General features: G+C 68.4%; 14 protein-coding genes and 2 pseudogenes. 10 read left to right on the top strand and 6 right to left on the bottom strand.

What is annotated here, in order from left to right:
* Together ACGFZQ_RS37080 and ACGFZQ_RS37075 are read left to right on the top strand one after the other, a co-directional pair.
* Positions 1–443, top strand: a 443-nt coding sequence (locus ACGFZQ_RS37080; RefSeq protein WP_393844062.1) for a helicase associated domain-containing protein, incomplete at its 5' end; no start/stop codon positions are given.
* Positions 444–1054: 611 nt separating this feature from the next.
* Positions 1055–1579 (top strand): hypothetical protein, encoded by a 525-nt coding sequence (locus ACGFZQ_RS37075; protein ID WP_393844061.1) that lies wholly within the window; start codon positions 1055–1057, stop codon positions 1577–1579.
* Between the two features lie 177 nt (positions 1580–1756).
* Here the strand turns inward: ACGFZQ_RS37075 and ACGFZQ_RS37070 are convergent, their stop codons facing one another.
* Positions 1757–2086 carry a hypothetical protein gene (locus ACGFZQ_RS37070; RefSeq protein WP_393844060.1) on the bottom strand — a complete coding sequence of 110 codons (330 nt, stop codon included), beginning with the start codon at positions 2084–2086 and terminating at the stop codon, positions 1757–1759.
* Positions 2087–2350: 264 nt separating this feature from the next.
* Between ACGFZQ_RS37070 and phoU the strand changes: the two genes are divergently transcribed.
* Positions 2351–3022: a phosphate signaling complex protein PhoU gene (gene phoU / locus ACGFZQ_RS37065; protein ID WP_393844059.1), complete on the top strand. Its 672-nt coding sequence runs from the start codon at positions 2351–2353 to the stop codon at positions 3020–3022.
* Positions 3023–3070: 48 nt separating this feature from the next.
* Here the strand turns inward: phoU and ACGFZQ_RS37060 are convergent, their stop codons facing one another.
* Positions 3071–3415, bottom strand: a complete 345-nt coding sequence (locus tag ACGFZQ_RS37060) for an ANTAR domain-containing protein (RefSeq protein ID WP_393844073.1) — start codon at positions 3413–3415, stop codon at positions 3071–3073.
* Between the two features lie 268 nt (positions 3416–3683).
* On the opposite strand from ACGFZQ_RS37060, the pseudogene ACGFZQ_RS37055 reads away from it, so the two are divergent.
* Positions 3684–4421: pseudogene (locus ACGFZQ_RS37055) on the top strand (transposase); the annotation flags it as partial.
* Positions 4422–4894: 473 nt separating this feature from the next.
* Here the strand turns inward: ACGFZQ_RS37055 and ACGFZQ_RS37050 are convergent.
* Positions 4895–5083, bottom strand: a complete 189-nt coding sequence (locus ACGFZQ_RS37050) for a hypothetical protein (RefSeq protein WP_393844058.1) — start codon at positions 5081–5083, stop codon at positions 4895–4897.
* Between the two features lie 140 nt (positions 5084–5223).
* Here ACGFZQ_RS37050 and ACGFZQ_RS37045 point away from each other — a divergent pair, with 140 nt between their 5' ends.
* The 4 genes from ACGFZQ_RS37045 (at position 5224) to ACGFZQ_RS37030 (ending at position 7603) form a co-directional block, all read left to right on the top strand.
* Positions 5224–5409: a hypothetical protein gene (locus ACGFZQ_RS37045; RefSeq protein WP_393844057.1), complete on the top strand. Its 186-nt coding sequence runs from the start codon at positions 5224–5226 to the stop codon at positions 5407–5409.
* 440 nt (positions 5410–5849) lie between these two features.
* Positions 5850–6251, top strand: a complete 402-nt coding sequence (locus ACGFZQ_RS37040) for a hypothetical protein (protein WP_393844056.1) — start codon at positions 5850–5852, stop codon at positions 6249–6251.
* 102 nt (positions 6252–6353) lie between these two features.
* On the top strand, positions 6354–7208 hold the full coding sequence (locus tag ACGFZQ_RS37035; RefSeq protein ID WP_393844055.1) for an IS5 family transposase: 855 nt from the start codon (positions 6354–6356) through the stop codon (positions 7206–7208).
* Positions 7205–7603, top strand: coding sequence for a hypothetical protein (locus tag ACGFZQ_RS37030; protein WP_393844054.1), 399 nt, complete (start codon positions 7205–7207; stop codon positions 7601–7603). The genes ACGFZQ_RS37035 and ACGFZQ_RS37030 overlap by 4 nt, the downstream gene beginning before the upstream one ends.
* Before the next feature lie 510 nt (positions 7604–8113).
* Here the strand turns inward: ACGFZQ_RS37030 and ACGFZQ_RS37025 are convergent.
* Entirely contained in the window at positions 8114–9319 is a 1206-nt protein-coding gene (locus ACGFZQ_RS37025; RefSeq protein WP_393844053.1) for a DUF4241 domain-containing protein, read from the bottom strand.
* Positions 9320–9808: 489 nt separating this feature from the next.
* On the opposite strand from ACGFZQ_RS37025, the gene ACGFZQ_RS37020 reads away from it, so the two are divergent.
* Both ACGFZQ_RS37020 and ACGFZQ_RS37015 read left to right on the top strand, forming a co-directional pair.
* Positions 9809–10453: a recombinase family protein gene (locus ACGFZQ_RS37020; RefSeq protein WP_393844052.1), complete on the top strand. Its 645-nt coding sequence runs from the start codon at positions 9809–9811 to the stop codon at positions 10451–10453.
* Positions 10454–10614: 161 nt separating this feature from the next.
* Positions 10615–10986 carry a hypothetical protein gene (locus tag ACGFZQ_RS37015; protein ID WP_393844051.1) on the top strand — a complete coding sequence of 124 codons (372 nt, stop codon included), beginning with the start codon at positions 10615–10617 and terminating at the stop codon, positions 10984–10986.
* A 102-nt stretch (positions 10987–11088) separates the two neighbouring features.
* On the opposite strand, the pseudogene ACGFZQ_RS37010 reads toward ACGFZQ_RS37015, so the two are convergent.
* Together ACGFZQ_RS37010 and ACGFZQ_RS37005 are read right to left on the bottom strand one after the other, a co-directional pair.
* Positions 11089–11694 (bottom strand): annotated as a pseudogene (locus ACGFZQ_RS37010) (PucR family transcriptional regulator); the annotation flags it as partial.
* 88 nt (positions 11695–11782) lie between these two features.
* Positions 11783–14908: a discoidin domain-containing protein gene (locus tag ACGFZQ_RS37005; RefSeq protein WP_393844050.1), complete on the bottom strand. Its 3126-nt coding sequence runs from the start codon at positions 14906–14908 to the stop codon at positions 11783–11785.
* Positions 14909–15074: the final 166 nt, after the last annotated feature.

Raw genomic sequence — 15074 nt, 5'->3', positions numbered from 1 at the left:
GGGAGATCGGATGGCAGCGCGCGTATCGGCTCACGCTCGCGCACGTGAAAGCAGGCGGCTCCATCCCGGCCCGCCCCGGTGAACTCATCGTCCAGGGCGAGGACCTGGGCGTGTGGGCGGCCGGGCAGCGGGCCGGATGGGAGCGGCTGATGCCCGCGCAGCAGTGGCTCCTGGAGACGGTCGGCATCGAGCCCCCGGCGGGGGGCGAGCCGGTGCAGGGTGCACCGCGGTCGCAGGATGCCCGGTGGGCCGCGAACCTCGCCGCCGCCCGCCAGTTCCACGCGCGGGAGGGACACCTGACCGTGCCCCGCAAGGCGGTGGAGATCGTGGACGGCATCGAGCACAAGCTGGGGGCGTTCCTCGACAACACCCGCCGCCGCGCCGCCAAACTCAGCCCGCAACGCCGCGCCGAACTCGACCAGCTCGGAATGCGCTGGTCCTAGAACGCACGCGGACGGCCCGCCCCGTGAGATCAGGGGGCGGGTCGTCGACGTGCGCGTGGTTGTGAAGGGCGGTCGCCTACGCGGCGAAAGGCTCCATAAGGCTTCAGCCGAACGATCATCCTCATGGGCAATAAGTGAGGCCCGGGGACACTGTCCCCTCCACAACCACACCTCCTCCAACACGGCGGGACGCCCAGGCATTCCCTCAGGCACGCGAGCACGAAGCAGACCTAACCACGTTCGGCGCCACGACCCCCAGCGTTCAGCGGAACACCTCCGCAAGCGCGGAACGGACACGAAGAACCCGCTGCCGGGGAACGGCTCGTACGGGACACCTCCGCGAGCGCAGAGCGGACATCGCGCTCGTGCCGATCGTCGCCCTGCCGCACGGGACACCTCCGCGAGCGCGGAGCGGACCGGGCCGCGCTTTTTCAGCGTCGCCACGGTGGCGGGACACCTCCGCGCGAGGGGAGGTGTCCCGGAGCTGATCCGCACCCGGCAGCCCGCCTGGGAGTCGGCTCCGCGCGAGCGGAGGTGTCCGCCAGGTCTCCTGTAGACAGAGGATGGCGGGCGACGGGGATCATGGGGCACCGGTCACATAAGGAGCGCGGGTGCGGCTGACGATCGACACCGAGACGGATACCTACGAGCGGGCGATAGCCGCCGTCCAGGCCGCGTTCGGGCTGCGCCCGGGCGTCTCTGTCGCCTGGCCGGACGCACCGGCCGCAGAGCCGCGTCCCGGCCCGCAAGACCTCGCCGACAACGACCTCGTCGACGGCTGGACGGACCAGCTGCTGTTCCACATGATCGCCTCTCTGGCGCCCGGGGCCCGGGCGGTCCTGCGCCGGATCACCGAGCTGGGCGGCACCGCCTCCTACGAGGACGTGCAGCACCACTTCGCCGACCACCCGACGAACCCGATCCCGCCGTCGAAGATCGGCGGCACTCTGACCAGCATCAAGGCGGTGCAGCGCCGCGTCGGCCCGGACGGCGCCGACCCGCTCCTCCAACGAGACGAACGAGCACGGCACTACCGCATCGACGTCGTGCTCGTGACCGGCCTCCAACGGGCCTTCGCCCTGGCCGACACCCGCCCCGACCTGCTGCGCGGTGAACCGTCCGGGCCGACGACCTGACCGGCCGCGTCCACCGGATCACCAGCATGCTCCGATGCCACGGACGGATCGTGGGGTTCGGGGCAGCGGCACGGCACCGGATCCGGTCCAGCGGATGCTGGCCGTGGCGATGGATCCGGTGCCGTTGAGGAGATGGTCTGGGACGGGTCGAGGTGTACGGCCCGCGGTGACCTTCGGTCAGCCGCGGCGCAGCAGGGTGATCTTCTGCCGGGCGGTGGAGATGGCCTGGGCCAGTTCGGCGCGGGCGGCTTCCTGCTTCATGGCTTGGACGAGCTGGGCCTCGTGGTCCTGGAAGGACACCTTGAGCGCAGGGGTCTGCGGGGGCAGGGCCGTGTTCAGGTAGTCGTCGACGCGTTCGACGACCTTGGCCAGCTCGGTACGGATGGCCTCGGTGTGGTCGGCGACGCCTCGGCGCCCCCGGGATCCGGAGGTCCGGTCCGCAAAAGTGCGTAACAGCCGCCGTAGTCCGAACGGGTGAAGCACCTGCGTGGCGACGGCGGCGACCACACATGGCTGTGGCCCGCACCGCGAAAGCACGGGACGGGCCACAGCCGGGTGAAGCGGCGCGGAGGACGCCATGGGCACATCACGTTCCGGACGTCCTCCGCCCGCGGAGCGTACGCCGCTCGCGGGGGCCGGCCCCGGCTGGTAACGGATCGGCGCGCCGGTGTGTGTCGTGGTCCATGCCGTTGGAATGCTCGGATTCGGGTGTGCGTGGTTGTGGGAGTCTTGCGGATGCAGACGGCGGACAACTGGAGAGTGAGGGCTGGAATGCGGGACGCGTATCACGCGGAACTGGACTCGATCGGCGAGGGCCTGGTCGGCATCGCGAACCTGGTCGGTTCTGCCATGGCACGGGCCACCAGTGCTCTGCTGGACGCGGATCTCGACCTCGCGGAGAGTGTGCTCGGTGCTCACGGCCGTGTCGAGGACCTGCAACGAAACCTGGAGGACCGGGCCATCGCCGTCCTGGCACGCCAGCAGCCGGTCGCGACCGATCTGCGGTTGGTGGTCACCTCGCTGCGCATGAGCGCGGACCTGGAACGCTGTTCGGTCCTGGCCCAGCATGTCGCCAAGGTGGCCCGGCGGCGGTATCCCGAACAGGCCGTGCCACAGGATCTGCGCCGCACCATTTTGGAGATGAGCCAGCTCGCCCAGCGCCTGATGGCACAGGCCGCCGACGTCCTCGTCACCCGCGATGTGGAAGCGGCAGCACAGATGGAGCAGGACGACGACCGCATTGACGAGCTGCACCGCGGGATCTTCCAGCACCTGATGGACGACCGCTGGAGCCACGGAGTGGAGACCGCGGTCGACGTCACGCTGCTCGGCCGCTACTACGAACGCTTCGCCGACCACGCCGTCTCCATCGCCCGCCGCGTGGTCTACCTCGTCACCGGCGAACACGCCGACACCGTGGCCGCCCCGCCCGCAACACCGTGAAGGCGCCCGGCTGCCCGGGCGCCCACGGGGTATGAGACGTGCCGCCCGTCAGGGGGCGCGTACATCCGTCAGGGCCTGTTCCAGCGCTTTGTGAAGGGCATCGGGAAGCGGCCCGCCGCCCGGCCAGTTCACAATCAGCCCGGCGACTTTCCGGAGCTTGGTGTTGGTGTGCCGGGAGACCATCCGCAGCACCTCGAACCCCTCCTCGGGAGAGAGTTTGCCCAGCGAGATGACCACACCGATGGCCTGGTCGACGACTGCGTGCGAGACAACCGCTTCCTGCAGCTGGTCAATCTCCTGCTTCAGCTGAGCCAACTGCCGGACAAGGTCCGCCTGCCGGACCGGACCCGGCACATCACCGGGCACGGGACGCCCGTCCCCCGAGTACTCCATCGCGATCACAACTCCGAGGGTTCTCCCCTGCCCAGGCAGCCGACGCCGCCAGGCAAATACATGCAGGACGACAACCATTTACCCCGGCAACCCGCAGGTCATCAATCCGTCCCCAGCCGCACGCAGTGACCCTCGCCACTGCGAGACGGGCCGCGTCACGCTCCGCGCAGCAGCCGGCAGGCCGCGCGGCGGATCGCGATGCAGCGGGCGAGGCCGGGTGCGGCGCACGCGGTGACGACCGGGATGGCCACGGCAGCGAGGGTGGCGAGCGGGCCTACCGAAGCAGCACCGGCGGGGCAGATCGACGCTGATTCGCACCGACTCGGCCGGAGGCACCCACGAGTTCCTGGACTGGCTCACCGCACGTGGCCGGTGGCTGTCCTACTCGGTCGGGATGACGATCACCGACGCCGTCCACCACGCCGTGCTGCAGATCCCGGCCTCGGCCTGGACGGCGGCGGTCGAACCCGGTGGGCAAGTCCGCGACGGCGCCTGGGTCGCCGAACTGGCCGGGGACGTCCTGAAGGGCTGGCCTGCGGGGATGCGCTTGATCGTGCGGAAGGTACGGCCGCATCCGGGTGCGCAGTTGCGCTTCACCGACGCCGACGGAATGCGGCTGACCTGCCTGGCCACCAACACCACCAGGACTCCGATCGCCGCCCTGGAACTGCGGCACCGCCAACGAGCCCGCGCCGAGGACCGCATCCGTCATGCGCGCGACACCGGCCTGCGCAACCTCCCCCTGCACCACACGGCGAGCAACCAGCTCTGGCTGGAGATCATCCAGCTCGCCCTGGACCCGCTGGCCTGGATGCCGATGCTCGCTCTGACCGGTCAAGCCCGTCGCTGGGAACCCAAAAAGCTCCGCCTGCGACTGTTCTCCGCCGCCGCCCGCCTGGTCACCACCGGCCGCCGACGCATCCTCCGCCTCGCCCGCCACTGGCCATGGACCCACGTGATCACCAGCGCCTTCACCGGGCTGCAAGCCCTGCCGAACCCCGGCTGACCAGCCGAACCCCCCATCCCGACGAGCACCCGAACGCTTCCGGAACCGTGGAACCCGGCGCCCACCTGACACGACAGTCGGGCCCTCGGCCTGCCCACCACCACTCAGACAAGCCGAAACGCCCACCAGGCAAATCGACGAACCATCACGAAAGATCGTGGTTAACCCCCACCCTGAAAGGGAAGCGGTGGGCTAATTCAGGTCATCCGGATGAGCTTTCTTTGTCGCTCCCCTGCTGAGAACTAACCCCGCGCTTTCATGAAGCGCGTTGTCCGACGGGTGGTCAGGTAAGCGAACGGCCTTGGGCATGTTTCTCCGCTGGAGGTAGTAGCCCTCCCCGATCCGCAGAACGTCGATGGACTTCCACGGCACGACCCGTGGATCTCCAAAGCCTTCGGCGTCGGCAGGTTGCTCAGATCCTCGTCCGAGATGGGCACGACCTGTATCTGCGTCAGCTCAAAGCCCTTGCCGCTCTAGTCCGAGCGGACCTCGCGGTCCTCGACCTCGCAGAACGTCCGCACCGTCACTCGGCTCATGTCCTCCACGTGGTAGTGGTGGAAGTGCACCGCATGGCCCTCGGTCGCACTCGATGCGGTGCGCTGCCGACACCAGCGCAGGGTGATCCACATCTCACCCAGATCGATGAACCTGGGGTTCCTCACACAGCGTTCCCACATTGAAGCGATCACTCGGTGATCAACGGCTTCAGGGCGCTGCGCTTTCGACCCGTGCAGTCTGGGTGGGGGTTTTCACCAATTGCCGTTGCCCGAAGCCATAAATTTCTCAGAACTCTGGAGTTTCAATGAAGTTCGGCAAGGCGCTTGCCGCCCTGGGGCTTGCCGCGGGTGCGCTGACGGCCACGGCCGCCGCGCCGGCGGTGGCAGACAGCACACCCACCACGCAGGGATGCAACACGGGCTCGATCTGGTACTCCCACGTTGAGATCCAGGTCGACAACTGCCCGGGCAGCGGCCAGAGCTGGGCCTGACTCTACACCCACCAGGGCGGCGCCGCTCCCTGGGCCGACACCGGCACGCTTTACGTCACCTTCAATGACGGCACCGGCGCCAATATCACCGCGAGCGTGGGCGAGAGCAATTCTGCGACGTACGGCAAGAAGATCTCGAAGATTCAGATCTGTGAGTGGGCCTGGGACGGCTGGACCCCGCTCTACCACTGCTCCAAGCAGGTTGGGATCTGACTCGTAGATCTGGCATACCTCGTGACTCGCGCCTGACAGTTGGGCACGAGTTCACGACTGGGCCTGATTGGGCCGGGAGCGGCTGGGAGCGGTCGGGCCACCGTTCCCAGGTCAGCCGAAGTGACCGACATCTCACATGGACTGCTGAACAAAAGTAATGCCGCGCTTCGTCCTTGCCTCGGAAGTGATCACTTTCGATGAAATTTTTACGCAGGTGGGAAGGCGGCATGAAGACTCTGCTCCGCAAGGCTCTGAAGGCAAGTACGGTTCTGGCGTTGGCTGTCGGTGCACTGACGGCCGGTACGGCCGCACCGGCCATGGCCGATGACGCAAGCACGGCCTCATGCACCCAGTACTTCGGATGGAGCGGCACACAGGTCCAGATCGACCAGTGCCCCGGAAACGGCGCACGCACCTGGACCTGGATATGGACAGACAGCAGTAACACCGCAGCCGTCCTGTACCTCAAGATCAACGGCCAGGAAACCTCCATCGGTACGAACTCCAACCTGAGTGCCTCGGCAAGCTGGGGAGTACGCGTCGATGAGATCAAGGTGTGCAACTACTTCACGGTCGGGAGCTTCCCTCCCATGCCGGGCTACTCCTGCACTGCGTGGAAAGACGTCTGAGTGGACGTTAAGTCCGATCTTCCTGGGTTCGTGATCGCTCGATCGTGGGACTGGTCGTCTCGCGGGCCGCATGCTGGGCATGTCCATGTTGAGATGCGGGGCATGGAGCGAGAGCCGTACCCCAGCGACTTATCGGACGAGCAGTGGCTGTTGATCGAGCCGATGATCACGGCCTGGAAGCGGGAGAGGGTGGCGCGGTCGGCGACCGGGGACCCCGGGTCCTGCGACCTGCGGGAGGTGGTGAACGCGATCTTCTATCAGAACCGGACGGGCTGCCAGTGGCGGTATCTGCCCCATGACCTACCTGCCTGGTCGGCGGTGTTCTACTACTTCGGCCTGTGGCGCGAGGACGGCCTTGACCAGCGGATCCAGGAGCTCTTGCGCTGCCAAGTACGGGAGAGGGCCCGGCGATTAGAGGGCCCGTCCCTAGTGATCATCGACACCCAGTCCGTCCGCGCGGCGGCGGGTGTCCCGAAGATCACGACGGGACTGGACGTGAACAAGAAGGTCTCGGGCCGCAAGTGGGGGCTGGCCGTGGATGTTCTGGGGCTGATCATCGGGGTTGTCGTGCTGGCCGCCTCCGCGCATGACAACGCCGCCGGCACCGCCCTGCTCGACCAGGCCGCCGAGAAATGCGGGATGCGCCTGGAGAAGGCCCTGGTCGACCAGGGCTTCAAGGACCAAGTCGTCATCCACGGTGCCCTGTTGGACATCGACGTCGAGGTCGTCCGCCGCAACCCTGCTGACCAGGGCAAAGGCTTCGTCCCACAGCCGAAAAGGTGGATCGTGGAGCAGGTCAACGGCACGTTGATGCTGCACCGCCGCCCGGCCCGCGAGTACGACCACCGCCCCGACGCCTCGGCTTCGCGCGTCTACTGGGCGTCCATCGCGAACATGACCCGCCGCCTCACCACGCCGAGTCCGGCCTGGCGCGACACCCTCGGACTGGCAGCGTGAACATCATCGAGCTCCTGGCAGACCTCCAGGCCCCGCACGACCAGACCGCAGCACGAGCCGGTGAACTACGCGACCAGATCGAGCACTTGACCGCCACCCTGCCCGAGACCGAAGCACGACTCGCGGACCTGGTCACTACCCGGAAGGTCATCGCCGAACTCACCCCGGCCAGAGATGAACCCGAGCAGCCCGAAACGAACTCCGCCTACCAGGCCATCGTGAACGCCTTCAACCAACACCCCGACCAGGAGTTCCGAGCCCGTGAGCTGCACGAACTCCTCGGCATGCCCACCGACGAGGCATCGGTCAACGTCACCCGTGCTCGCCTCGGACGCCTCACCCGCCAAGGCTTCCTCACCCAACCCGGGCGAGGCCGCTACCAGAAACGGACTTGACGTCCACTCAGACGAGCGCAGCCGTGACCGTGTTACGAGCTCGTAGTTCAGAGAACACGTCAACACACTGCTGATGCAGCAGGTCCTCGCCGACCCGAAGTGGGCCGACACCCTCCACGACGCGGACCGGCGCGCGCTCCCCACTGTTCTGGACGCACGTGAATCCGTACGGACGGTTCGAGCTGGATATGAACCGCCGCCTGGATCTGGACCTGGTCACCCGCGCCGTACCGAGCCCGCGGACTCTCCAGGAGGAAGGGGCTGCCGTGCCGGGGTGAGGTATGGGCCAGGTCCAGATGCGGGCCGCAAGGCAACCAGGGAGCCGTTGTAGGGCACGGCTACGTCGATGCGTAGTACCGCTGGCGAGCCCTGACGTCCTCCGGGAAGGCGTCCACCAGGCCGAAGTCGGTGATCGAGTTGTCGAGCTTCTCAATCGCCGTCTGTAATCTGGAGGTTCGCCGTGGTCCCAGTCTCGGGCAGCGCGGCCTCGCGCCGATGGTGGGCGGCTCCTCACTCTCCCCCGTCGGCGGAATGAAGCTGGAAGTCAACGACGACGCAACCAACCTGCCCGTCATCGGTGCGGCCGATCCAGACGGGGTAGGCCCCGTCGCCCCGGCCGGCACGGAAGGCGATAAGGTTCGGCTCGGTCTCCGTGCTGGGCAGTTCGACGCTGAAATGGCTGTCGAGGGGTATGAACAGGTCCTCGTCCAGATGGTCTTCGGTCACCGTCCGAGTCGCATCCATGAAAGCCGCTGTGCCGGTATCCACGCCAACCCCGTAGAACTGGCCCTCGCCGAGCACCCCCAAATCCTCGTCGGGCCTGAGGGCCATTTTCCAGTCGCGGGGAGGGGTGTCCAGGAACGTCACCCTGGCCGCGGCGACACCGGCCCCGCGTGTCGTGCGCAAAAGCGACAGCGTGACCGGGAACTCGCCCGGTGGCACGGCGACGATCCGCGGCGTCTCTCCGATCGAGCCGGGGTCCGAGACCGCCAGCTGCCCTGAGGTAATCCGCAGCAGGCCGGCGTCGACGGGCTCGACCACGGCCGGCCCATCCGAAGTGTCGCGCGTGCTCGGACTGAACAGTTGCTCGATACCGGTGGCGCGCAGCGGTCCCGATCCTTCGTCCACCGACGCGTCGCGCAGGATTACGGTCGTGGCGGGCTCGTGGCCCTGCTGGGCGAGGAACGGCGCGAACACCTGCCAGTCGCCGAATTCCGGTGCGGGGCAGAGGAAGTCCTCGACGGGCGCCGGGAACCGCCGCACGGGGTCGCTCGACGGGCCGGATGTCCGAGCGTGCAGTGGCTCTGTCGACGCTCCCCTCGGCCCGGCGAACTCGGACTTCACCTCGACCTGCCCGTCGGCCGAGACGGTCGTGGTCTCCTGGACAGTCCACTTCCTGGACGCGTACTCCTGCTCGTTGGAAAACTGCCATCGCGTGTTCCAGCGAACCAGCAACATCCCCGTGTGGTGCGGCGTGAGGTCGGTCATCTGCATGCGCCAGGACCTGTCGTCGAACAGATACACACGCCACTTCCCGCGCGGCCAGCGTTCGACCAGTGCCAGCGGTCGCTCGCGCGCGGACAGCAGAACCGCGTACTCCATCCCGGCAGCATGTCTGCGCTCCGCAACCGCGCGCGACAGCGGTTCCGGATGGGTCATTACCCGATAGGAACCCCACATCTCGCCGTAAGACACATCAAGACTGTCGAAGATCACAGCCGCACATCTCCCCCGTGGCACCAGCCACCCCCGAGCAGTGGCGCTCGACGGGTGACCCCTGCCGCAACGCCCTGCCCTTCCGAAGCTTCGTCGTGCCGCCAGTCTGCCACTGGGGTGTGACACAGAGGATTGTGGGAGGCCCGCAACCTGGGGTTACCGACGAAATGGGCCGCCCCAGATGACGAAACACAGTCGGTTCGGCGGGCCCCATCGGTGATGTGTGCGTTCGCGTCAGCGCCGACGCTCAGGGGCGGGGACGTGGGCACTCCTGCGCGGGAATCCAACCCGGCGGAAGCCACGTTACGACTGGTCAACGAATTCCGTCGGTTGCTCACAGAGGCGGAGCGACTGACCGCCTGGCTCGCAGGCATCCGCGTCCCCGCCGTCTACACATCACCCGCGATGAAATCCTGAACCCCATGGCCTACCGCAGCCGCCACCGCCTGTCGGTAAACGTAGGAATGACGACAGGCGCCGCGGCGTCCAATGAACCCGTACTTTCCGGGGCCTCACGAAGGCGCGGATCTAATCAGATCCGATGACGGCTGGCGACAGGGTTTTCAGAACCTCGTCCTGGACGAGGCTGACATCGAGGAGCCGGTGGTCTTTGAGGAAGAGGGTGGCACCTCCAGCCGCCTTCACCCGCTGGAGCGCCCGAAGTTCGGCGACCTGCTGACGTACGCGCGGCCGGGCGACACCGTGCACATCTCTGAGATGTTCCGCCTTGTACGCGGCACCCAGCACATCCTCGACGTGCTCGACGTCCTGCACCGCGACCGCCTCGCCCTGCGCATCCACGACGGCGCGTTCTCCGCCATGGATCTCACGGCCCGCCACCCGCGCACCGGAGAGCTCCTGTCCACCGTGAAGTTCATGGTGCAGACCCTCGCTGCTGCTGGCGAACTCCAGCGCGACCTCCAGCGCGAGCTGACGTACGACGGACTACGGGCTGCCGAGGCGAAGGGCAACAAGGGCGGACGCCGCCCGGCAGTCACGGCCGGAAAGACCGAGGGCGTGCGCGCCGCATACCTGGAAGGCCAGTCCATCGCCGCCCTCGCCCGCGATCAGGAGGGGCCTCCAGGCAGCCGAGCCGCGAATCCGACACGTCAGAGCGTATCGAACGATACGTAGCCACAGTATCGATCGATACGCCCCAGGGCAGGCAGCTCGTGCGCGCCAGCAGCCCGCATCATTGCCGGGGCGACGGCCCGCACCCACGGCGCGGTCATCCCTTGGAGGGGCACCCTCCGATCCCGCCCCGCACACTCCCCGCCGGCCTCTACGGTCGGCCCATGACGAACCATCGCCAGCGCGCGGCCCTGGACCTCCTGAACATCTGGACCGGCGAGGGGGCCGAAGACGGCTACGAACCGCTCGCTTGGACGGTCGACACGGACGGCCACGTCCAGGGCGAACTCCCGCCCGCGGACCGGTCCGACGCCGACCAGGCCGCCCTGCTCGGCGCATGGGCCCGCAATCTCAACGTCAGGCTCCAGCAGGACCCGGTCGGCTCCCTGCACGGGACGACGACGTACGACATGGGCGAGGCAGCCGTGAACGTCTCGCTGATCTCACACGCCTTCCGTCCAGCAGGCGTGCCGCCGCAGGGTTCGGCGACCGTGCGGGCCGCCGCAGCCGCAGCCCTTGTCGAGCAGTGCGGATAGCAGCAGCCACCGCCTGGCTACCGGTGCCGCCCGGGCGAGCGCCACCGGCCCGGCCCCAGGGGCAGGTTGTCCTGGGACACCGAACCTTGATCGCGTGTCACTCTCACGGATACGCTGCAGCCGGTAGCGCAGGGTGCTGCGGTGGACCGTCAGCGCGGCGGCCGCATCGTCGTAGTTGCCTCCGCAGTCGAAGTAGCGCGAGAGCGTCTCCACCAACTCCGTGTCGTGCCGTGCGTCGTAGTCGATCAGCTGGCCGAGCCACTCTCGCACGAAGCCTTCGAGCTCCCGGAGATCGTTGCCGGGCCTCAGGATCCGGTACAGCCCGAGATCGTCGAAGAATGTCGTCCCGCTGCGCTGGCGGGAGTTCTGACGCGCCTCCAGGGCCCGTAGTGCCTCGAGATAGCAGCGGGGAACGCCGCCCGGGGAGTCGCAGCGGGTGCTCACCCCGATCGCTCCGTCGGGCGTCCCCAGCTCATGGGCCAGCGCCGCGTGCACGGCATTGTCGTCGGGCCTCGCTTCGGTCAGCACGACCACCCGGTCGCCGCGACGGGTGATCAGCGGACGGGTCGCGGTGGTGGCCGTCACTTGCTCGACGGCACGGGTGAAGGAGTCGTCTGCGGCGTTGCCCGGCCAGTGCACCACGACCACGTAATCGGTACGTTGCAGGTCGTGGCCGACGGCTTCGGCCCGGGCGTACGCGCTCGTCTCTCGGACGGCGTACCGCAGCGACTACAGCCAGACCGTTCCTTCTGGTCTCCTTCCTGGCATCCCACTCCTCAGGGGAGCGCTCCTCAGGTCATGAGGTGATGTTGAGGGACGTGAGTGCGGTGTGGCCTCCGGCCGGGGCGGTGACTCGGAGTGCCACATAGCGGGCCGTGCTGTCGGTGCGCAGCACTCCCCGCCCCGTCAGCCGTGCCGCTCCGGTATATGTACGGCCGTCCCTGCTGAACTCGGCCTGGGTTGCCGGGATGTGCCCGCCCCGCCACTGAGTGCGGATCTCCGTGATGTGCTGCTCGGCACCCAGGTCGACGACCATCCGACCGTCCGGGCCGGGGGTCCACGCGGTGCCTTCGTCTCCGTCGACCGCGGCGTTCGGGTCCGTCATGCCGGGCGGCAACGGTGCGGTCGGGAAGGTGGGGCGGCCGAGTGCGAGATCGGCAAGCGGGTACGCCGTGGCGCGCGGCACGGTGACCGTGGTCGTACGGCCCGCACGGACCGTGGCGTCGAGGCTCTTGCCCTGAGCGGAGACATTGACGTGGCAGGAGGGCCCGCCGAGTCGCACCGTGCGGCCGTCGACCACCTCGGCGCGCAGACCGACGGGAACGCGCTCCCCGGAGAGGACGAAGCGCGCAGGCAACAGCACGGCGGAAGCGGCGGACAGTTCGGCTTGATAGGCCGTGCCCGATTCGGTGACGGTCTGCACACCCTCGTACAGGCGGATTCCGTCGGAGCGTGAACCCGCGATCGTCACTGTGGTGGTCACCGGATCCGAGGAGAGGTTGAACAGGCTCAGGTAGTCGTCGGTGAGAGCGGCCTTCACCTGGGCGGACTGCACCGAGGGGCTCTTCCGGGCGGCTGCGGCGCGCAGCCGCTCAGGCGTCGCGCCCGGGAGTCCCTCGACCAGAAGGCCCTCGGCCGGTCCGTCGGAGAGGACGACCGTGTCGCCGTACACCGAGATCGGGTTGGTACCGCCGCGCACGACGAGACCGGCACGGCCGTCTATGTCCAGCCAGCCGGCGCGGCTGGTGAGGTCCGCCTGCGGCCAGGCGACCAGGTCGGCCCACTTCTGCCCGTCGAGCGATCCCTGCATCCGGTACGCGCGGCCTGCCGCGGTCTCCCAGCGCAGCGTCACCCGGTCCACGTCCAGGGCCGCGCCCAGGTCGACGGTGATCCAACTGTCCACGCGGGGACGGTCCGCACGGGACACCGCCCAGCGGGTCGAGCCGTCGCCGTCGACCGCGAGTGCGGGCTCCTTGCCCGGGTCGAAGGAGGACGCGGAGGCCGTCGCCGCGGCGCCGCGCGCCAGGTCGGCGCCCGTGGCCCCGTCGCGTATCTCGAAGGCGTACAGCGAATAGCCGTACGAGGGGTCGGGGCGTGCCCCGAGCATCCGCAGATGGCGGAACCGGCCGCGAGGAAAGGTGAGTTCGTCGACCCGGGGACCGGCGGGGGGCGAGGTGTCGGCCTGTGCCGCGATCGCCGTACTTCCCTCGGCCGTCCGGTACGTGCGGCTTCCGTCCAGCCCCGGCATTCCGGGCATGTCCAGGTTGTGCACCTCCAGGTGGCCTTCCCCGGCGGCCGTACCGGAGGTCGCGTACACGACGGCGCCGGACGGCAGAGTGGTGAAGCCCGCGTACCCGGCGTCCAGCCTGAGCAGGCTCGCGCTGCCGTCGAACCCGTCCCGCAGCCGGGAGTACGCGACGACCGACCGTCCGGTGACCTCGGCCCCGGAACGCGGCAGGAACATCGGCGTCGTACCGCTGAGCGCGAACAGCCAGTCATCATGGGCCGGTTGCCAGGCGAACTTCACGAAACCGGCCTTGCTGACCACACCGGCCCACGCACCCGGCGACTGATGGGAGACGAGGCCGGGACCCGAGCCGTAGTCGGTGACGCCGCTCGCCTGCTCGAAGAGCTCGCGCTGTGACAGGGGACGCACGCGTGCTCGCCCCGACCGGGCCCGCCACTCGTGGAGCAGATAGCTGATGGCCAGTTCCGCGCGCGCCTCAGGTTCGTACTTGGGCTCGCCCGAGAACTTCGCCAGACGGTACTGCGGCGGGTACGCCTGGTAGGCCTCCAGCCGCTCGGCCAGGGCGAGTTCGCAGCGGGCCGCGGCGCGATCTCCGACCACCTGCGCGAGGAAGGCGAGCGGGATGACGTCGCGGCCGTAGAGGTGTTCGCGGTCGGCGACCATCGGCATCAGGGGCTCTCCCGCATCGCTCATCACCCCGAGCAGGGTGCGCCACAAGGGCGCGGCATTCGGCTGCTCCGTGAGCACCTCGGGCAGGGCGCGGCCCGCGACGAGGAAGTGGGCGCTGTTGCGTCCCGAAGTTCGCCAGAGTTCTTCCTGGTAGTGCGGGCCGAAGGAGCCGTGGTTCTCGACGATGAACGTGTCGTACAGGTTCTGCGCGGTGTTCGCGCTGACGGCGATCCCGTCCACGCGGGCCGGGTTGGCGAGGTCGGCGGCCGGCAGGCCCGCCTCGTTGCGGCTCCACCGGCCGAAGGCGGCGCGCCATGCCTCGTAGCGGGGATCGTCGCCCGCCCAGGCCAGGCCGGGGGCCAGTGACTGGGCGTAGACCCCCATCTCCTCCAGCTTGGTGTCGCCTTCGAAGCCCCCGCCCAGGCCGTGCGGAGTCCAGCCGCCGGAGTCGGGGTCGTCGGCCGTGCCCAACTGCGCGGTGTACTGCGCCTGTTCGCGGGCGATGGTGTCGACGTTGCGGCGCGTCACCTCGTCGAGGTCGTCCCACATCAGGCGGGCCGCCAGGACGAAGTAGGACTGGAAGGTGGTGTCGAAGAACAGCTTGCGTCCCCACTGGGTGCCGCCGGTCAGCCGGTTGGATGCCGCGAAGTGCTTCAGGGTGGCTAGGGTGCGGGCGCGCAGGGTGTCCTTGTCGACTCCGGCGCGCTCGGCGTCGTACGGGCCCCGGGTCAGCAGGACTGCGTTGCCGAGCACGACCGCGAAGCCGAAGTCCTGGTCGGTGTAGTGGCCTTGGGCCGCATCCCACTGCTGTTCCGACCAGCGGGTGTGGGTGAGGAGGACGCGGTAGTACGTGTCGGAGACAGGGTCCGCTCCTGGAGTGGAGGTGGTTGTCGCGGCCGAGGCCCGGCCCGAACCCAGGGCGAGCGGGAAGGCGGCCATGGTGCCGGTGGCGCCGATCAGTTGTATGGCCTGACGGCGGGTGAACCTCACGACGTGCTGCGACATCGGCGATACCCTTCGACAACGTTGTCAGAGTGTGCGGTCATTCTGTGGCGGCACTGTGTGCACGTCAAGGCTCTGGGGCCCCTTGTGGCACTTGTCGGATCACGCGTGACGATCGAATGCGCCTGTTCACCTGGTCCGATCAGGCATTTCCTGCAGCCCCATTGAC

Origin of the sequence: Streptomyces sp. NPDC048254 (genome assembly GCF_043201895.1) — a bacterium.
GTDB lineage: Bacteria > Actinomycetota > Actinomycetes > Streptomycetales > Streptomycetaceae > Streptomyces.
Note: the sequence above shows the minus strand (reverse complement) of the source record. Positions and strands in the feature narration are given on the sequence as shown.